The sequence below is a fragment of the Pseudomonas sp. GW821-FHT04C07 genome (assembly GCF_059420325.1).
Window position 1 is genome coordinate 554196 of sequence record NZ_JBWKTM010000001.1, and the last position, 15846, is coordinate 570041.

The window sequence follows — 15846 nt, forward strand, 5'->3', positions numbered from 1 at the left end:
AGCACTAGAGAGAGATCCGCCCCTGATCAGACATCCTCTTTGAGCTTGAGCAACGGCTCCTGAAAACGCAGCAAACGGCCCGCATTGCCGAGCACCAGCAAGGTGCTGAGGTTGTGCAGCACCGCGGCGATCATCGCCCCCGCCGCCCCAAGCCAGCCGAACGCGGCAAACGTGACGATCGCAAGCGTCCAGCCCAGACCGATGATCACATTGACTTGCAGCGTCTGACGACACTGGCGACTCAAGCGTACGCAAGTGCCCAGGCGTCGCAGGTCGCTGCCAATCAGAACGATGTCCGCCGAGGCCAAAGCGATATCCGCCCCGCCCGCGCCCATGGCGACACCGACCACCCCGGCTTTGAGTGCCAGCGAATCGTTGATCCCGTCGCCCACCACCATCGGCCGAAAACCGCTGCCGATTTCCTGCAGAACGCGGTTGAGTTTGTCTTCAGGCAAGGCCTGGGCTTCGACATCGCTGATCCCGACTTCATAGGCCAGGCTGTGGGCCACGCTATGCCGATCCCCGGTGAGTAGCAGTTGCCGCCCCAGTCCCAGTTCTCGCAGCTCGCTCAGTGCGTGGCGAGCCTCGGGTTTGATGCTGTCCGCCAACAACAGCCAACCGAGAAATTGCCCGTCCAGCGCCAGCCCGGCAATGGGGCCGTCATGCTCGGGCACGGCGGACGTCGCAATGCCCAACTGGGTAAACAGCTCCGGACGACCGAGTGCCGCCTCGCCCTGCTCCGTTCGCGCCACGACACCCAAACCCTGGCGTTCACGGATATCCGACAGCACCAGAAAATGTTCCTGCGTCACCAGTCCGGCCAACGCACGGCTAACCGGATGGCTACTGGCCGAACCCAGGCTGGCTGCCAGTTTCAGCAAGGCGCTGCGATCTCCGACCGGGCTGTCGATCGATTGCAAACGCAGGGTGCCAAACGTCAGGGTGCCGGTCTTGTCCACTACCAGCGAGGTCAGGTCCGCCAGCTCTTCGAGAAACGCCGAGCTGCGAATCAAAATCCCGTGGCGCGCCGCTACGGCGATCCCGGCAATTGCCGTTGCCGGCGCCGACAACACCAAAGCACAAGGACAGGCTGCCACCAACACCGCCAACATCGCCTGCGCATCGTTGCTGATAAACCAGGTGACGGCCGCCAGCAGCAAGACCAGCACCATGTAGCTGCCGGCATAACGCTCGAGCAAACGAGTGATCGGCGGCTTCGAGCGCTCGGCGCTTTGCATCAGTGCAATGACTTTGCCCAAGGTCGACTCATTACCGGTGCGGGTAACTTCAATGCGCAACAGGCCATCGAGGTTGATCGCCCCGCCGAACACCTGCATACCGACACTCGCCTCCAGCGGCACCGACTCGCCAGTGATCGGCGCGGTGTCGAGGCTGGCCTGCCCGGAAAGCACCAGGCCATCGGCCGGCACCCGGTCACCGGCGCGCACTTCCACCAGGTCGCCGGTCTTGAGCGTGGTGTTGTCCACTTCGATAATCGTGCCGTCACCCTGCACTCGCCGTGCATGGCTGCGCGTCAACTTACCCAAGGCATGAATAGCTTCCTGGGAGCCGATCACGCTGCGCTCTTCCAGCACATGGCCGAAGATCATGATGATCGGCAGCAAGGCCGCCGTCAGCAGATCGCCAGTGGCCCACGCGCCCATCATCGCCAGTGCGATCAACTGATCGGTGATGCCGTGCAGGCTTGGATAACGCAGGCTGTACCAGGCCGAACGCATCACCGGAACGGCCACCAGCAACGAGGCAAAACCCAGCAGCAACTGGCTGACACCATTTTGCTCCGGCACCAACCAGCGCCAGACCAGACCCAGCCCGAGCAGGCCGAGGGCGAGCATCGCCAGGGTCAGTTGTCGCGCGGCGCCGCGTTGTTCGGCAGAGGTCAGCATGCTCGCCGCAGGTTGGGCGGCAGCAGAATGGGCAGTCATTGTTCGGCTCCCTGAATGATCAGGCGGGTATCGTCTTTAGGATCGACCGTGGTCACCGAGCCGGCCTGGCCGAAAATCTTAGGCAGACGCTCACGATAAATTCGCAGCAGCATTTCAGGGTCGGTGCCCTTCTGCTGCACCTGGGCCAGGCTCTGTACTGTTGCCGTGTCGGTCGACGCTTTGGCCAAGCGCTCACTGGCTTGTGCATGAGCTACTTGCAGGACACGGTCGGCTTGCTGGGTGGCGGTCTGGGTCAATTTTTCAGCATCGGTTCGCGCGTTCGCCACGGCCTTGTCAGCCTGTTGGCTGGCGGTCAACACCGCGTTGAACGCGTTCACCGCAGGCTCCGGCAAACTCGATTGCACGTCGACTCGTGCCACCTCAATCCCCAATCCCTGCCCCGTCGCGGTCAATTCGGCCAAGCGTTGATTGATGCCCTGCACCAGATCCCCGCGCAGACGTTCGCGACGCTCGGCGGCCTGGTTATCCGCGCCGATCAACTCAGGGCGCGCCACCAGAATTGTGTCCAGGTCTCGCGCAGCCGTCAGCGCCACCGCACTGCGGGTCACCAGGCGATCCAGTGCCGGCAGCACATGCTCGCCTTGCAGTACGAACGCATACGGCTCGTTGACCTTGTAGAAGACCCGTACATCCAGTTGCACCACACCGGCATCACCGGTCAGCAAGTAACCGGAGCCGGCCAAGGCGTCACTCAACGGCGTGGCGAAACTGGCAACTCGATCACCTTGTAGCGCAGCATCGGAACGCAACAGGTTTTCCACCCGGCGCTCGATCACCCGATCCGCCGCCGGCAACAACACAACCTGTTCAAACGGTCGCGGCCACGCCAACAACAAACCAGCATTCTGAATACGATCCAGAGCCCCAAAGTGCAGTACCACCGCCCGATTCTGTGGATCGATCTGCCGCACGTTGGAGAACGCCCAGACCACCGCAGCCAACACTGTCACTGCGTACAACGCGAGAAAGGTCAAGCGGCCGGCTTGAATCCACGGGCTACTGACTTCATTTGTTCCACGTGGAACGTTACTCATGGCTGCGACTCGGCCTTGCTACCCAGGCTCGGCGGCCCGTCCACCAACACCCGAAATGGCGCCGCGTCGGTGCGCAATATCAGCTTGGTACCCGGAGTGACTACCGTGCCCAGAGTGTCCAATGAGCGCAGCAAGTTATATAGCTGCGGTGAACCCGCATAAGCACGGCCGTAAATCTGCGCGGCCTCGACTCGCGATTGAGCTTCGATATCTGCGGCTTTCACCGTGGCATCGGCTTGCACAATTCGCGCATCACGCTCGGCGGCCGATCGAATTTGCGCCGCCTCGCGTTTGCCGATTGCGGTGCGCTCAGTGGCAATGGTTTCACGCTCAGCGCGCATTCGGTCGACAGTAGCGGTCAGGGTCACCGACGGCAGAGTCAGCCGCTCGATACCGACTTGCAGCACACGCACGCCATAGGTGGTCAGCAACTGCTGATCGATCTGCTTACGCAGTTGCGCTTCGAAGTCAGCGATGTGGACCTGGTTGGCGTCGGTGTTCACCAGATTGGCCAGGTCAAAACTGCTGGCCGTGGTTTCCAGCGCCGAGCCGACAAAGGTACGAATCTGCCGCGCCGCCTCGTCTGGCTGGTTTTGTACCGCCCGCATAAAGCGCTGCACGTTATCCGGATCGCCCTGCACCTGCCACGCCACGTAGGCCTGAACAATGATCCGCAAACCATCACGCGTACCGACGTCCTGTAAACCGCTGGAGGTGGTGCGCAACCGCAGGTCCACCGGGATCGCCGCCTCGAACGGCGCTGGCCAACGCCAGCCAAGACCAGGCTTCAGCAGCACCCGCGACGGGTTACCAAAACGGGTGATTACCGTGGCTTCACCTGAGCGCACTTGCACCAGGCTCGCCGCCGCAATAGCAAACAACACCAGCAACACCGCCCAGGCCATGCGCCGCCAAGGAAAAGGTCCAGCCTCTTGTGGATCGCCATGGTGATGATGGTGGCCATGATGGTGCCCGCCATGGCCGTGGTCGTGGCCGACGTGGTCTTGATGATCGTGGGAATGAGGCTGGCTCATTGGGAAGCTCCTGACTGAACGGCTTTACGCGGCGCCGCAGGGTCAACCGGTAGCGTGAACGTACGTAGATCGATTGTCGGAGCGCTGTTGCCGCCCAAACGATGATCGAGAATAAGCAGCTTGGTTTTCGCCAGGCCCAAGGTTAGCTGGCTGAAGTACTGCTCCAGCACAAAGGCCTTCCCGGCCGAGGCATAAGCCTTTTGTTCAGCCGCAAAACGCAGGTCGGCGGACTGGGCGGTGGCTTTGACTTCATGGGCGCTGGCCTGCGCCTGATCACGGGTAACACTGGCTTGCAATTGCGCCTGATTGGTCTGCTCACTGGCAGCCCCGCGCTCACGGGCAATCAACGCCTGGGCGCCGATCTGCGCGGCTTGCACACCGTGATAAGCGTTGGCAGCACCGGCCGGTGGATGAATCGCTTCAACCACCGTGGCAAGGATTTCCACGCCGCTGTCGAGTTTCTGCAAGTCAGCCTGCACCGCGCGACCGATGTCATCGGCAAGCCCTACACGATCCTCACCCAGCAACCCATCGAGGGTACGCGAAGCGAAATCGTGAACAAGAATCCGGCTGGCGGTGCTGCGAATCAGCGTCGGAACATCCGCAGTGTTATAAGTCGCCGCCAGCGCCGCCTGATCGGTCAGGCCGATGCGATAGACAAAACGCACGTCCATGTTGACGATCTGAAAGCTCTGTTTGTCGGCACTGCTGCTGGCGATGACCTGTGATTTGTCGTTCACATGGCTGGCATCCCACAGCCGATTGGCGATCAACGGTGCGGGGCCTTCCGCCGAATCTGGCAGTGTTGCGACAGTCGCTTCACCGGTGCTGGTGGCCAACTCATGCACCACACCGTTCTCGACACTCAGCACGCGACCTAAAGGCCAAGGCAAGCCGGCATGCAGTCCCGGCCCGAAGACCTCGACCGGCTTACCGAAGCGCTCGTAAATTCCCCGCGCTTGCAGGGGAATTTCGTGAATCCCGGTGAGCAGCCAACCAACCGCCAGCACCACCATCAGTACTGGAAAAAACGCCCGGCGCATGTAGGTGAAAGCCCAGATCTGCCTAAGGTCGATACCGAAGCGGTTGTGCAGTTCGTGCTGTAACGCCAGCAACGGCTGCGGAGGCCAGCGCAGCATGCCGGCGACAAAACTTTGCGCCAATAGCCGTGGTTCAAGCTGTTCGCGACGAGGGCTGAACAGCGACAACAGCGCGCGCAACAGCAATTCAATCGCCACCAAACCCGGCAGCAAACCGATCAACACCGCCAGACGTACAGGCCAAACCGACGTTTCACTGCTGAACAACAGGCATAACGCGCTCAACACCAGGCAGATGATCGCCACCCGGACCAATTGCCCAAGCTGCCCGGCCTCGGGCCATTCAGCGGGGCTTTCCTGGGCCAGCTGACGTTCGAACACCAGCAAGCCGAAGGCCAGTAATAACGAAAGCGCCGCCCCCACACTGGCCGGCAGCCCCAATGCGGCGCCGGGCAACGACAGATCCCAGACCTGCTCGATGCTCAGCAGCGCCAACAGTGCCCAGCCACACAGCCAGAGAGTCGGTGCGCCAATCTGCGCCAGCAGGCGTATCCAGCTGTCGCCAATACGCTCCAGCAGCCGCTCGTACCAGCCCAGCGCTTCAATCGGCCTGTCCACGATTTGCTCAGCGGGTGGTGCGGCCTGTGACCCCAGCGCTCGCCCGCGCCACTGTGTCACCCACCAGGCTGATTGCAGCCCGGCAATCACGACCAGCAGGGAGGCGGTCTGATTGACCAACAGTGCAGACCATGGCGATTGCGGGGCGAAAAGTCCGACAAAAAACGCCAGCACCAAGCCGACTACCGAGCCCCCCGCCAAACCGATGCCGACCCGCTTCAACCGCCGCGCGTGAAATGCCGCTTGTTGAAAACGCGGCAGCCCTTCTACATCCGCCCCATCCACATCCAGATCGACTTGCATACCACCCCAGCCTGTTGTTGCTAAAACCCAGGCCTGTGGATAAGTCCCAGGCCGCTGCGAATATCACATTTCGTTACGATATAACGATGGTAATGAAATTTTCTCTTCGCACCTATCCTTTTGTCTGCACGGCAGTGCCTGTGGATAAGCCCTTTCCATGGGGCTTGACCAAAAGCGTACAACCGAAACATATTACGAGCATAATTTTTTGTGCGATCTAACTTCCTGACCTGCCACCCGCACCCGACACGCTCTGAAGCGTTGCGTCAGGCGCCGATGAATGTGGAGGGGATGGCGACGCAGATCCAGTTTTATACGGTGGGAGTTTATGTTGGTTGTTCAACCGTCTTCGCGGGCAAGCCTCGCTCCCACATCAGTTATTCGGCGAACACAAAATGTATGCCTCACACTGACCCGTAGGAGCGAGGCTTGCCCGCGATCGACTCAATCCGGCAAATGCCCCAACGGCAATGGCCCGGGGGTTTTCACTGTGTGGATCGCGAAGTTGCTGCGAATGTCGCTGACGCCCGGCAGTTTGAGCAAACTGCCGGTGAGAAAGCGTTCATAGCCACGCAAGTCCGGCACCACGACTTGCAGTAAAAAGTCTGACTCGCCCGACACCAGAAACGCTGAAATCACCTCGGGCAACGCCGTCACCGCCTGGCGAAAAGCTTCGGCTTGAGCATCGTTATGCCGCTCGACCTTGACCCCGACAAACACCGTCAAACCCAGGCCCACCTCGTCGCGATCGAGGTTGGCCTGATAGCCGCGAATCACCCCGGCCTCTTCCAGCAATCGAACCCGACGCAAGCACGGCGAGGCCGAAAGACCGATCTCGTCGGCCAATTGTACGTTGCTCAGGCGTCCGTCTCGTTGCAGGGCCGCCAGGATTCGGCGGTCGTAGGCGTCCAGTTTCATGATTGGCATATCCTGACTGTTCTTGTTCATCACTTGGTAGATTATGCCAAGTCTAACCACTTTACTGGCTTACTACGCAAGCACCTACCCTGCCCGTCGGGCATAGACTTTGATCACCGAATCGATAACGAATGGGGTGGCAAGGTGGCAGAACTCTGGATGTTTTTTTTGGCTCTGGCGGTGGTGTATCTGCTGCCGGGCCCGGACATGATTCTGCTGCTGCAAACCGGCGCGCGTCAGGGCACAGCCACGGCGCTGGCGACTGCCGTGGGGCTGGCGATTGCCCGTGGTTGCCATGTGGCCTTGGCGGCGTTGGGCCTGGCGACCTTGTTCAAGGCCGCGCCCTGGACCTTTGAGGCGGTGCGCCTGGCGGGTGCCGCCTACCTGCTATGGCTGGGGGTTCAGTGTCTGCGCTCCAACATGTTGCCGAGCCTGAATTCAGCCGGTGCGTCCACCCGGACCTTGCTGTGGCGTGAAGCGATCCAGCGTGGGTTGCTGACCAACTTGCTTAACCCCAAGGCGTTGCTGTTTTGCTCGGTGCTGCTACCGCAGTTCATCGACCCGCAATCCGGCCCGGTAGTGGCGCAGTTCGCCAGGCTTGGCGTGGTGCTGGTCATCGTTGGGCTGTTGTTTGACAGCTGTTACGCACTGGTCGGGACCAGGCTCGGCCGCTGGCTCGAACGCAGCCCCTCGGCGCAGCGGGTGCAGCAATGGCTGTTCGGCAGCTTGTTGATCGGTTTTGCCCTGCGCCTGACGTTCGTTCAGCAGGCGTAAAGCCCTGCGCTTGGCAATCGGCCGGTACTTGCAGGATCTATGCGATGACTTCGGAATGAAACAAGGGCCTTTCAAGGCCCTTTGCGTCACTGGCCAGTACCCTGCTCAGCCAGGCTTGCGGGCAATGATGACCTGACTTTTCGCCACGACCGCGTCTAGCGCCTGCTTGATCTGCGCGCCACGCGGCGAGGACAGAACCGCCTGCCAGGTGTCGGCCCAGTGATTGAGCAGCGGATGATCGGCGTTGCCGAAGTCGACCTTGGCTTCCCAGAACAGCAGCATCCACATCGACCAGTAGAAACCGTACTGGCTGTGGCTGATCACTTCCAGACCGGCATCGCTGACCATCTGCTTGAACTGGTCTTCGCTGATGATCCGAATGTGGTTGGGTTTCTGGAAGTATTCGGGTGCAGCAATGTCTTTTTGCAGGTCTTCGGAGCTCGGATGCGGAACGCTCAACAGGTACAAAGCACCCGGTTTGCCGACTCGCACCAGCTCGCAAAGAAACTGCGCCGGATCGTCTACGTGTTCGATGACTTCAGTGGAGACGATACGTGTCGCGATGGCATCGGCCAGCGGCAGCGGGTTGCAATCAGTGACATGGGATTCGATATCGCGCGCCGGGGTGTCGCTCATGCGCTGGCGAGCGGCCTCGACTTTGGCCGCGTCGATATCGGCGATGATGATTTTCGCCCCGCGCATGGCACAGAAATGCACGTTACCGCCGTCACCGCAGCCGACATCCAGCACCGTATCTTCGGTGGTGATCGGGAATCCGCTGAACAGCTCGCCGGTTTGCTGATTGAACCAGCCGCTGAGCATCGCATCGTGCAGCCCCAGCATGTACGGGTCGACCTTGTCGGTCGAGGTCTGGGACTGCACTGGTTCGGGTACTTTGCCCGCCGTGAGTTTCTTCAAAAGGCTCAGCATGAGGTAGCTCCAGAGGGTTGGACGGCGGTTCGGCTGGCGTTCAAGCGCTCAACCCGGCGTGTGCCCCGGTTGCGCATGGGCAGCTCGATGAATTGATAATTGAGCTCGCTCAACAGGATGATCAGGGTCATGGCGAGGAGGATGGTCAATATGGGATGACCGGCCGGGCTCGGCAGCCCCGCCGACTGCAGCCGGAAACAGAGTTCGCGGACCAGCAAATAGGCCGGTACATGGATCAGATAGATCCCATAGGAGCGACTGCCGACCCAAGTAAGCAGGTTTTTCAGCGGGCCACGCGGGAACAGGTAATCGCGGTTGTAAGAGGCGACCCAGACCAGTACGGCGCAGAGGACTGCCATTGCGCCAATGCGGTAGCTGGCGAACGTGTAGGGTTCAGTACCCAACACGCTCAGCATCAGCCCGATGCCAATCAGCAACGGCACGCCGAGCCACGGATGGCGCAACACCGTGGGTTCCCAGCGAGCGTGGCTGGCGTGCGCGCCCCAGATCGCCAGCAATACCCCGAGGGCCAGGGCATCGGTCCTGATCACCATCAGTAAAGGCGTGCGCAGGGTAAGCAATTGCATGGCAACCAGCGCCAGCAGCGCCCAGACCAGACGTTTGCGGAACACCAGAATGAACACCGGCAGCAGCACATAAAACTGTTCTTCCAGCGACAGGCTCCAATAGACAAAGCTGGCCCCGTATTCATAGCGGAAGAAACTGTCGGCGAAACGGAAATTGGCAAACTGCAGAAAACCCGCCTGGGTCGCTTGAAGGTTGGCGGACAGGCTGCCGAAAGCCCCGGACTGATTGAGGAACGCGCACGCCAGCAGAATCAGCACCAGCCACAACCAGGCTGAAGGCAACAACCGGAAGGCCCGGCGAATCCAGAAATTGCGGGTCTGCTGCCAAAACTGCTGGCCCGAGGTGCAGCCTTGCAACACCGGGATCAGACTGCGGGCGATGACGTATCCGGAGATAACGAAAAACAGGTCAACGCCCCACCACGACTGAACGTGCGCATTGATGGCCTCCAGCAGCGGGACAGGCGTGGGGAACATGCTGCCCTGCAAGTGGTGAAACAGTACGCCGAGCACGGCAATCGCCCGCAGCAGCTCAATGTCCATGATTCGTTTGTTGTTCATCACGTGCTTCCTGCTTCTGGAGCGGATTGAGCAATGCCCGCTTTGCGCGCAATAATCACCTGACTTTTTGGCATGAACTGATCCAGCATGCGTTTGATGGCCAGCCCATCGGGCTGCGCCAGCAGGTCTTGCCAGGTTCTCGCCCAACTTTCCATCAGTGGCGGATACGGCGCCTGAATCCGGTCGCGTACAGCCCCACCAAGATCGCGCCCGGCGGCCCGTTCGCTGGCCCAGAAAAAAATCATGCCCATGACCCAGAAGAAGCCGCTGGCCTGACGATGCTCGATGACCAGGCCGGCGTCCTCGATCAACGCGGCGAAGCGCTCACGGGAGAAAATCTGAATGTGGTTGGGGGACTGGTAATAGCCCCGCGGCGCGATGCCCTGTTGCAGATGCTCGCCCACGGCGTCCGGAACGCTGATCAAATACTGGGCGCCGGGGCGGCCCATTCTCACCAGTTCAGCCATGAACTGCTCGGGCTGGTCGACGTGCTCCAGCACTTCCATGCACACAATCTTGCTCGCACAACCGTCGGCCAACGGCAGCGGCAGGCTGTTGCTGACCAGGCCCAGCGACGGAGCCTGTGTCTGAGCGCAAACCTGGCGGGCAAGGTCTCGAACCTTGTCGAATTCGCTGTCGGTGAAAATAACCGAAGCGCCCTGACGGACCGCGAACAGCGTCGCAACGCCCTCGCCGCAGCCTACGTCGAGCAGCGTATCGCTTGCACTGATGGCGAAACCTTTGAGCAGTTCGCCGCTGTCCGCCAGAAACCAGCCGTCGTGCATGGCGTCGTGCAGACCAATATCACGCGGCGACACTGCGGGCGCGGGCGCAAGCAGCGGCTCAGCCTGTACACCACACAGACGTCTGAACAGTGCACGGATCATGCTTCCGGGGTTTCCACTGCTAGCGTCTTGCGACTATCGAACAGTTGCACGAAAAAGGCCTGCAAACGCTCCTGCGCATTGGCCTGGCTGCAGAACTTTTCCAGGCTGCGTACGGCATGCGCGGACATGTGTGCGTAGCGCTCGCCATCCAGTTTGGCCACCTCATAGCTGGCCCGATAAGCCGAACACAATGACGCCCAGTTGGTGATGTAGCGCAGGGTGCGAAACGCCTTGCGCGGATCATGGGGCCAGGCGGTCAGCTCTTCAGTGGAGTCGATGATGAAGCTGTTGTCCGCGTCCATGTAATCAATCATCGCCGTGGTGCAAGGCGCCACCGCAGGTTTGCCACAGGACATGAACTCCATCAGCGGCAGGCATTGTCCTTCGCCGTAGGAGGTATTCACCACGTAGCTGGTGGCTTGCACCAGGCGTTCATAGTCGGGGTCAGCCAGATAGCCGTAAATCAAGACGATCCGGCAACGGTAGGATTGATTCTTGTAGAGGTGGTGAAGGATATCGCTCAGCGCTTGCTCGGCATCGTGATGGGTCAGCTTCAACACCAGCGTTGCATCCTCCACCTCGCGGAACGAGACACAGAAAGCGCTGAGCATGTCTTCCCAGTTCTTGCGACCATCACTTGGGTTGAATACCGAGGTGTAGACCACGCCATCGAGCACCAGCTCACGATCCTGAACCGGAGCATCGAAATCGATTGCAGTGCCATTGCGCAAGTGCGCGGGCCCAAAGGCGCACAGATCGAGCTGGCGGCTGTCGACCAGCAGCCCCTTCAGATTGAGCTTGACCTGATGAGCCTGTGGCTGACGCTCAAGTTGTTGGCCCCGCGCTGCAAAACGATCCCAAACCGGGGCCGGGATGGCGCTGATGGGGTAGTCCGCGCCCATGGCGTCGCACACGGCTTTTACCGTGTAGCTGGAATGGGTAATCGCCGCGCCCGCTGCGCCAAGGACGTTGCGCCAATCGTTTCGGGGTTCGCCGTCCCAGCTTTCGTTGGGAATCGTGCTGAACTCCCAGGCAAACACCGGAATGGTCGGGCAGGCATAGTGGATCGGCGTGCGATGAGGCGGTGAAAACGATAGAAACACGCACTCTTCGCCACGGCCCAGACACTCACGGTACAAGTGATCCACCTGCTCGTCGGGGTCGATGATTTCCACCACCGTGCCCAGCCGCTCGAGCACCGGGCGGTATTCCTTGAGCACGAAGTAATAGCTGTATTCAGAGCGGCCAAGATTCTGCGCGATGGTGCTCTTGTTGGTTTCCGAATGAATGAGAATCAGCATGATGCGTTGTCCGCCACAGCGACTGTCGGTGCAGTCCCGAGCGCACCTGTCAGGGGAAGCTCGAAGAACGCCCAGAGACGCTTTTGTACGGGGGTGAAGGCGCAATAGTCACGCATGCGCTCAATCGCCGCACGGGACATGTTCTGGTAGACGTCCGGCTGTTCCTTGGCCATTCGATAGCTGTCCTGATAGGCAGTTTTCAGCGAGCCCCAGTCCGGTCGATGACGCAGGGTGCGATAGATAATGCGTGTGTCCTGCGGCCAGATCGTCAGCTCCTCGCTGGACTTGACGACAAAAGCCACTGTCTCATCGATGTAGTCTTCCATGGCGGTATGGTTCGGTGCGATCACCGGTTTGCCGCTGGCCATGAACTCCATCAGTGGCAGGCAAAGCCCCTCACAGCGTGAGGCGTTCACATAAAAACTGGCGGCCCCATACAGACGGGCATATTGCGGGTCATCGAGATAGCCATGCATGACGACCACCCGGCAGGCGAACGGCGAAAGCTGCGCCAGCAGAGTCATCAGCTCGGTGTAGTAGCAAGACAGATCGTTATGGGTGATCTTCAACACCAGCGTGGCATCGTCGATCTCACGAAAGGCCCAGCAGAAGGCGGTGATCAATTGATGCCAGTTCTTGCGGCCGTCCTTTGGGTTGAACACGCTGACATACACGACGCCATCCACCAGGGTTTCGACGCGCTGACTGGTGTCAGGCAGGTCCAACGCAGGTTGCTCCGGTTGCGGCAAGGACTGAGGACCGGCCACACCCGGCAGGTATCTGGCCAAGCGTGAATGCTGCTTGTACGACAGCAGGTCGCGAATACCTTCCCAATACCACTGACTCAAATACAACGTGCGGCTGGCAGGCCCCGACTGCGACTGGCCGCGAACCGCTTCCAGGCACCACAGGCGCAGGTAATGCTTGGCGATGACAAAGCGTCGCTGCCAGGTCAATGGCGGCGGCCGCAAGGCATCCAGCAGTTCCTGCTCCTCGGGGGTCAGCCGCGGTGCAAGCAGCGCATCGGGAGACAGACCGAGCAACCGTGTGTCGAGAATGCAGCCCTTGATGTCCAGGGTAGTCCCCGGATTGATCGGCGCGCTGGAGTACTGATCGCGAATGGTGGCGAAATTTTCCCAGAGCGGCGTGGGCAGTACCAGGACCGGAAAGTCCTCACCCAGCGCCCGACGGACGGCCCGAGCGGTGTGGCTCGATAACGTAATGACCCGGCCATGACGAGCAAGTGTACGGCTCCAGTCCTGATGCGGGTCGTTATCCCAGTGTTCGTCGGGGATCGAATCGAACTCCCAGGCCACCACGCAAATGGTCGGGCAGCTCAGGTCGGTCGGGGTTTTCTGGGGTGGCGTGAACGAAAGGAAGAGACTCTCCTGGCCTTCACGCAGGAGTTGCCGATAGAGCGGATCGACTTCAGCGGTCGACTGCACCACGTGAACCCGCCCAAGGCTTTCGAGTACCGGACGGTAGGCCTTGAGCACGAAGTAGTAACTGTACTCCGGACGGCCGAGGCTCTGGCTGATCGAACTGTCGTTTACGTCCGAGTAAAGAATAAAATTCATGGCATCCCACGATGAAGCCGCCGTTGGGCAACTTCACTCTATGACGGCAGAGCCATTGACGAAGTCCTGTATTTCCAGTGGCTTCGCCGATCGTCCTCATGCCCGTCTACGTTCTTGTTTTATTGGTCAGCTTTCCCTGGCCAAAAGCAGCCATGCTGATCGCTGGGCGGTCGCGACGAGGGGCATTCTAAACACATCCGTTGAGGGTTCGTGAACCGGCGGGCGACAAATTTTGCGCTACGCTGACGAGAACTGACTGGTCACAATTGGACTTATTGAAATTGCCGGGCAATTGGCACAGATTGTCTCAAAACAACTACAACAATAACTTCGCACGCCACTGAATCTGGAACAACTACTAGAAATTACCGGATTTTCTCAGCAAAGACTGGGGTGATTTGCCGAAGTTTGATAATTGAGGGGGCTGCTGTTTGAAGAAGCGTCTGTTCGTTACGGGTCTGACTGGATTCGTAGGACGTCACATCCAATCCCGTCTGAGTGCTCCCGATTCGGTTTGGGATCTCCTGCCTGTCGCGTCCGGCTATGACCTTTCCCAGCCACACAGCCTGGAAGACCTGTGGCCCGAAATGCCCGACGCCGTCATCCACCTGGCTGGCCAGACCTTCGTCCCCGAAGCGTTCCGTGATCCGGCCAAGACTCTGCACGTCAACTTGCTCGGGACGCTGAATTTGCTGCAGGCGCTCAAAGCTCGCGGCTTCAACGGCACCTTCCTGTATGTCAGCTCTGGCGACGTTTATGGCCAAGTGAGTGAATCCGCGCTGCCCATCAATGAAAACCAGTCGCCCTGCCCGCGTAACCCATATGCTGTCAGCAAGCTCTCGGCGGAATTTCTGTGCCTGCAATGGGGTATGACCGAGGGCTGGCCGGTGATCGTCGCGCGCCCCTTCAACCACATCGGTACCGGACAAAAGGACAGTTTCGTCATCGCCAGCGCCGCACGCCAGATCGCCAGGATCAAACAGGGTCTGCAAGAACCACAACTGGAAGTGGGCGATATCGACGTGACCCGCGACTTTCTCGATGTGAGCGACGTGGTGTCTGCCTATCTGGCCATGCTGCAGCGCGGCTCACCCGGTCAGACCTATAACGTCTGCTCAGGCAAAGAGCAAAGCATCCGCAGCTTGATCGCACAGCTGGCGGACATCGCACAGGTCGACATCGAATTGATTCAGGACCCTGCGCGTCTTCGCCGCGCAGAGCAGCGTCGCGTCTGTGGTAGCCATGCCAGGCTGCAACACGCCACTGGGTGGACGCCTGAGATAACTACACAACAATCCTTGCGGGCGATCCTGTCCGACTGGGAGTCACGAGTACGCCAAGAATGACAAAAAGTGCACTGATCACTGGGATCACCGGACAAGACGGCGCCTATCTGGCCAAGCTGCTGCTCGACAAGGGTTATCAGGTCCACGGTCTGGTGGCGCGTCGCAGCAGCGATTCGCGCTGGCGCTTGCGTGAGATGGGTATCGAGGGCGAGATTCGCTATCTGGATGGCGACATGGCCGACGCCTGTTCAGTGCAGCGCGCGGTGATCAAGGCCGCTCCCGATGAAATCTATAACCTGGCGGCACAGAGCTTTGTCGCAGCCTCCTGGGATCAACCGGTGACCACCGGAATCGTCGATGGGCTGGGTGTGACCCACCTGCTCGAGGCGATCCGTCAGTTCAGTCCGCACACGCGTTTCTACCAGGCCTCCACCAGCGAAATGTTCGGCCTGATCCAGGCTGAGCAACAGGACGAGAACACTCCGTTCTATCCACGCAGCCCCTATGGTGTAGCCAAGCTCTACGGTCACTGGATCACGGTGAACTACCGCGAAAGCTTCAACTTGCACGCCAGCAGCGGGATTCTGTTCAACCACGAATCGCCCCTGCGCGGGATTGAATTCGTGACGCGCAAAGTGACCGATGCCGCCGCGCGTATCAAGCAGGGCAAACAGCAGGAGCTGCGCCTGGGGAATATCGACAGCAAGCGCGACTGGGGCTTTGCCGGCGATTACGTCGAGGCCATGTGGCTAATGCTGCAGCAGGAAAAGGCCGACGACTATGTGGTGGCGACCGGTGTCACCACCACTGTCCGTGAGATGTGCCGTATTGCGTTCGATCACGTCGGCCTGGACTACCGGGACTTTGTGAAAATCGATCAGGCATTCTTCCGTCCGGCCGAAGTTGACGTGTTGCTCGGCAACCCGGCCAAAGCGCAACGCGTCCTGGGCTGGAAGCCCAAAACCAATCTCGAGAATCTGATCCGCATGATGATGGATGCGGACATGAAACGCGTCGCCAAGGAGTAAG

General features: G+C 60.0%; 13 protein-coding genes and 1 pseudogene. 4 read left to right on the forward strand and 10 right to left on the reverse strand.

The window, feature by feature from the left end:
• Window positions 1-26 precede the first annotated feature (26 nt).
• The 4 genes from AC07UI_RS02650 to hflK (AC07UI_RS02665) are packed head-to-tail and all read right to left on the reverse strand — an operon-like array spanning window position 27 to window position 5996.
• The gene (locus tag AC07UI_RS02650) at window positions 27-1946 is read right to left on the reverse strand and encodes a cation-translocating P-type ATPase (protein WP_494990998.1); all 1920 of its coding nucleotides are present in this window, start codon (window positions 1944-1946) and stop codon (window positions 27-29) included.
• Window positions 1943-3001: a protease modulator HflK gene (hflK, locus tag AC07UI_RS02655; RefSeq protein WP_494990999.1), complete on the reverse strand. Its 1059-nt coding sequence runs from the start codon at window positions 2999-3001 to the stop codon at window positions 1943-1945. Before hflK (AC07UI_RS02655) ends, AC07UI_RS02650 begins: the two co-directional genes overlap by 4 nt.
• Complete coding sequence (gene hflC / locus AC07UI_RS02660) at window positions 2998-4035, reverse strand: protease modulator HflC (protein WP_494991000.1); 1038 nt, start codon at window positions 4033-4035, stop codon at window positions 2998-3000. Before hflC ends, hflK (AC07UI_RS02655) begins: the two co-directional genes overlap by 4 nt.
• Window positions 4032-5996 (reverse strand): protease modulator HflK, encoded by a 1965-nt coding sequence (hflK, locus tag AC07UI_RS02665; RefSeq protein ID WP_494991001.1) that lies wholly within the window; start codon window positions 5994-5996, stop codon window positions 4032-4034. The genes hflC and hflK (AC07UI_RS02665) overlap by 4 nt, the downstream gene beginning before the upstream one ends.
• A 225-nt stretch (window positions 5997-6221) precedes the next feature.
• Between hflK (AC07UI_RS02665) and AC07UI_RS02670 the strand changes: the two are divergent.
• Window positions 6222-6299, forward strand: a pseudogene (locus tag AC07UI_RS02670) (hypothetical protein); the annotation flags it as partial.
• A gap of 141 nt (window positions 6300-6440) precedes the next feature.
• Here the strand turns inward: AC07UI_RS02670 and AC07UI_RS02675 are convergent.
• Window positions 6441-6914 carry an Lrp/AsnC family transcriptional regulator gene (locus tag AC07UI_RS02675; RefSeq protein ID WP_494991002.1) on the reverse strand — a complete coding sequence of 158 codons (474 nt, stop codon included), beginning with the start codon at window positions 6912-6914 and terminating at the stop codon, window positions 6441-6443.
• Window positions 6915-7058: 144 nt separating this feature from the next.
• Between AC07UI_RS02675 and AC07UI_RS02680 the strand changes: the two genes are divergently transcribed.
• Window positions 7059-7688, forward strand: a complete 630-nt coding sequence (locus AC07UI_RS02680) for a LysE family translocator (RefSeq protein WP_494991003.1) — start codon at window positions 7059-7061, stop codon at window positions 7686-7688.
• Between the two features lie 105 nt (window positions 7689-7793).
• Here the strand turns inward: AC07UI_RS02680 and AC07UI_RS02685 are convergent, their stop codons facing one another.
• The 5 genes from AC07UI_RS02685 to AC07UI_RS02705 are packed head-to-tail and all read right to left on the reverse strand — an operon-like array spanning window position 7794 to window position 13531.
• A complete protein-coding gene (locus AC07UI_RS02685; protein WP_494991004.1) occupies window positions 7794-8618 on the reverse strand; it encodes a class I SAM-dependent methyltransferase in 825 nt (274 codons plus the stop codon).
• Window positions 8612-9766: an acyltransferase family protein gene (locus AC07UI_RS02690; RefSeq protein WP_494991005.1), complete on the reverse strand. Its 1155-nt coding sequence runs from the start codon at window positions 9764-9766 to the stop codon at window positions 8612-8614. Before AC07UI_RS02690 ends, AC07UI_RS02685 begins: the two co-directional genes overlap by 7 nt.
• Window positions 9766-10653, reverse strand: coding sequence for a class I SAM-dependent methyltransferase (locus tag AC07UI_RS02695; RefSeq protein ID WP_494991006.1), 888 nt, complete (start codon window positions 10651-10653; stop codon window positions 9766-9768). The genes AC07UI_RS02690 and AC07UI_RS02695 overlap by 1 nt, the downstream gene beginning before the upstream one ends.
• Window positions 10650-11954, reverse strand: coding sequence for a glycosyltransferase (locus AC07UI_RS02700; protein ID WP_494991007.1), 1305 nt, complete (start codon window positions 11952-11954; stop codon window positions 10650-10652). Before AC07UI_RS02700 ends, AC07UI_RS02695 begins: the two co-directional genes overlap by 4 nt.
• The gene (locus AC07UI_RS02705; RefSeq protein ID WP_494991008.1) at window positions 11948-13531 is read right to left on the reverse strand and encodes a glycosyltransferase; all 1584 of its coding nucleotides are present in this window, start codon (window positions 13529-13531) and stop codon (window positions 11948-11950) included. Before AC07UI_RS02705 ends, AC07UI_RS02700 begins: the two co-directional genes overlap by 7 nt.
• A 431-nt stretch (window positions 13532-13962) precedes the next feature.
• On the opposite strand from AC07UI_RS02705, the gene AC07UI_RS02710 reads away from it, so the two are divergent.
• The gene (locus tag AC07UI_RS02710; RefSeq protein ID WP_494991009.1) at window positions 13963-14877 is read left to right on the forward strand and encodes a GDP-mannose 4,6-dehydratase; all 915 of its coding nucleotides are present in this window, start codon (window positions 13963-13965) and stop codon (window positions 14875-14877) included.
• Window positions 14874-15845: a GDP-mannose 4,6-dehydratase gene (gene gmd, locus AC07UI_RS02715; RefSeq protein ID WP_494991010.1), complete on the forward strand. Its 972-nt coding sequence runs from the start codon at window positions 14874-14876 to the stop codon at window positions 15843-15845. Before AC07UI_RS02710 ends, gmd begins: the two co-directional genes overlap by 4 nt.
• The last annotated feature ends 1 nt before the right edge of the window (window position 15846 follow it).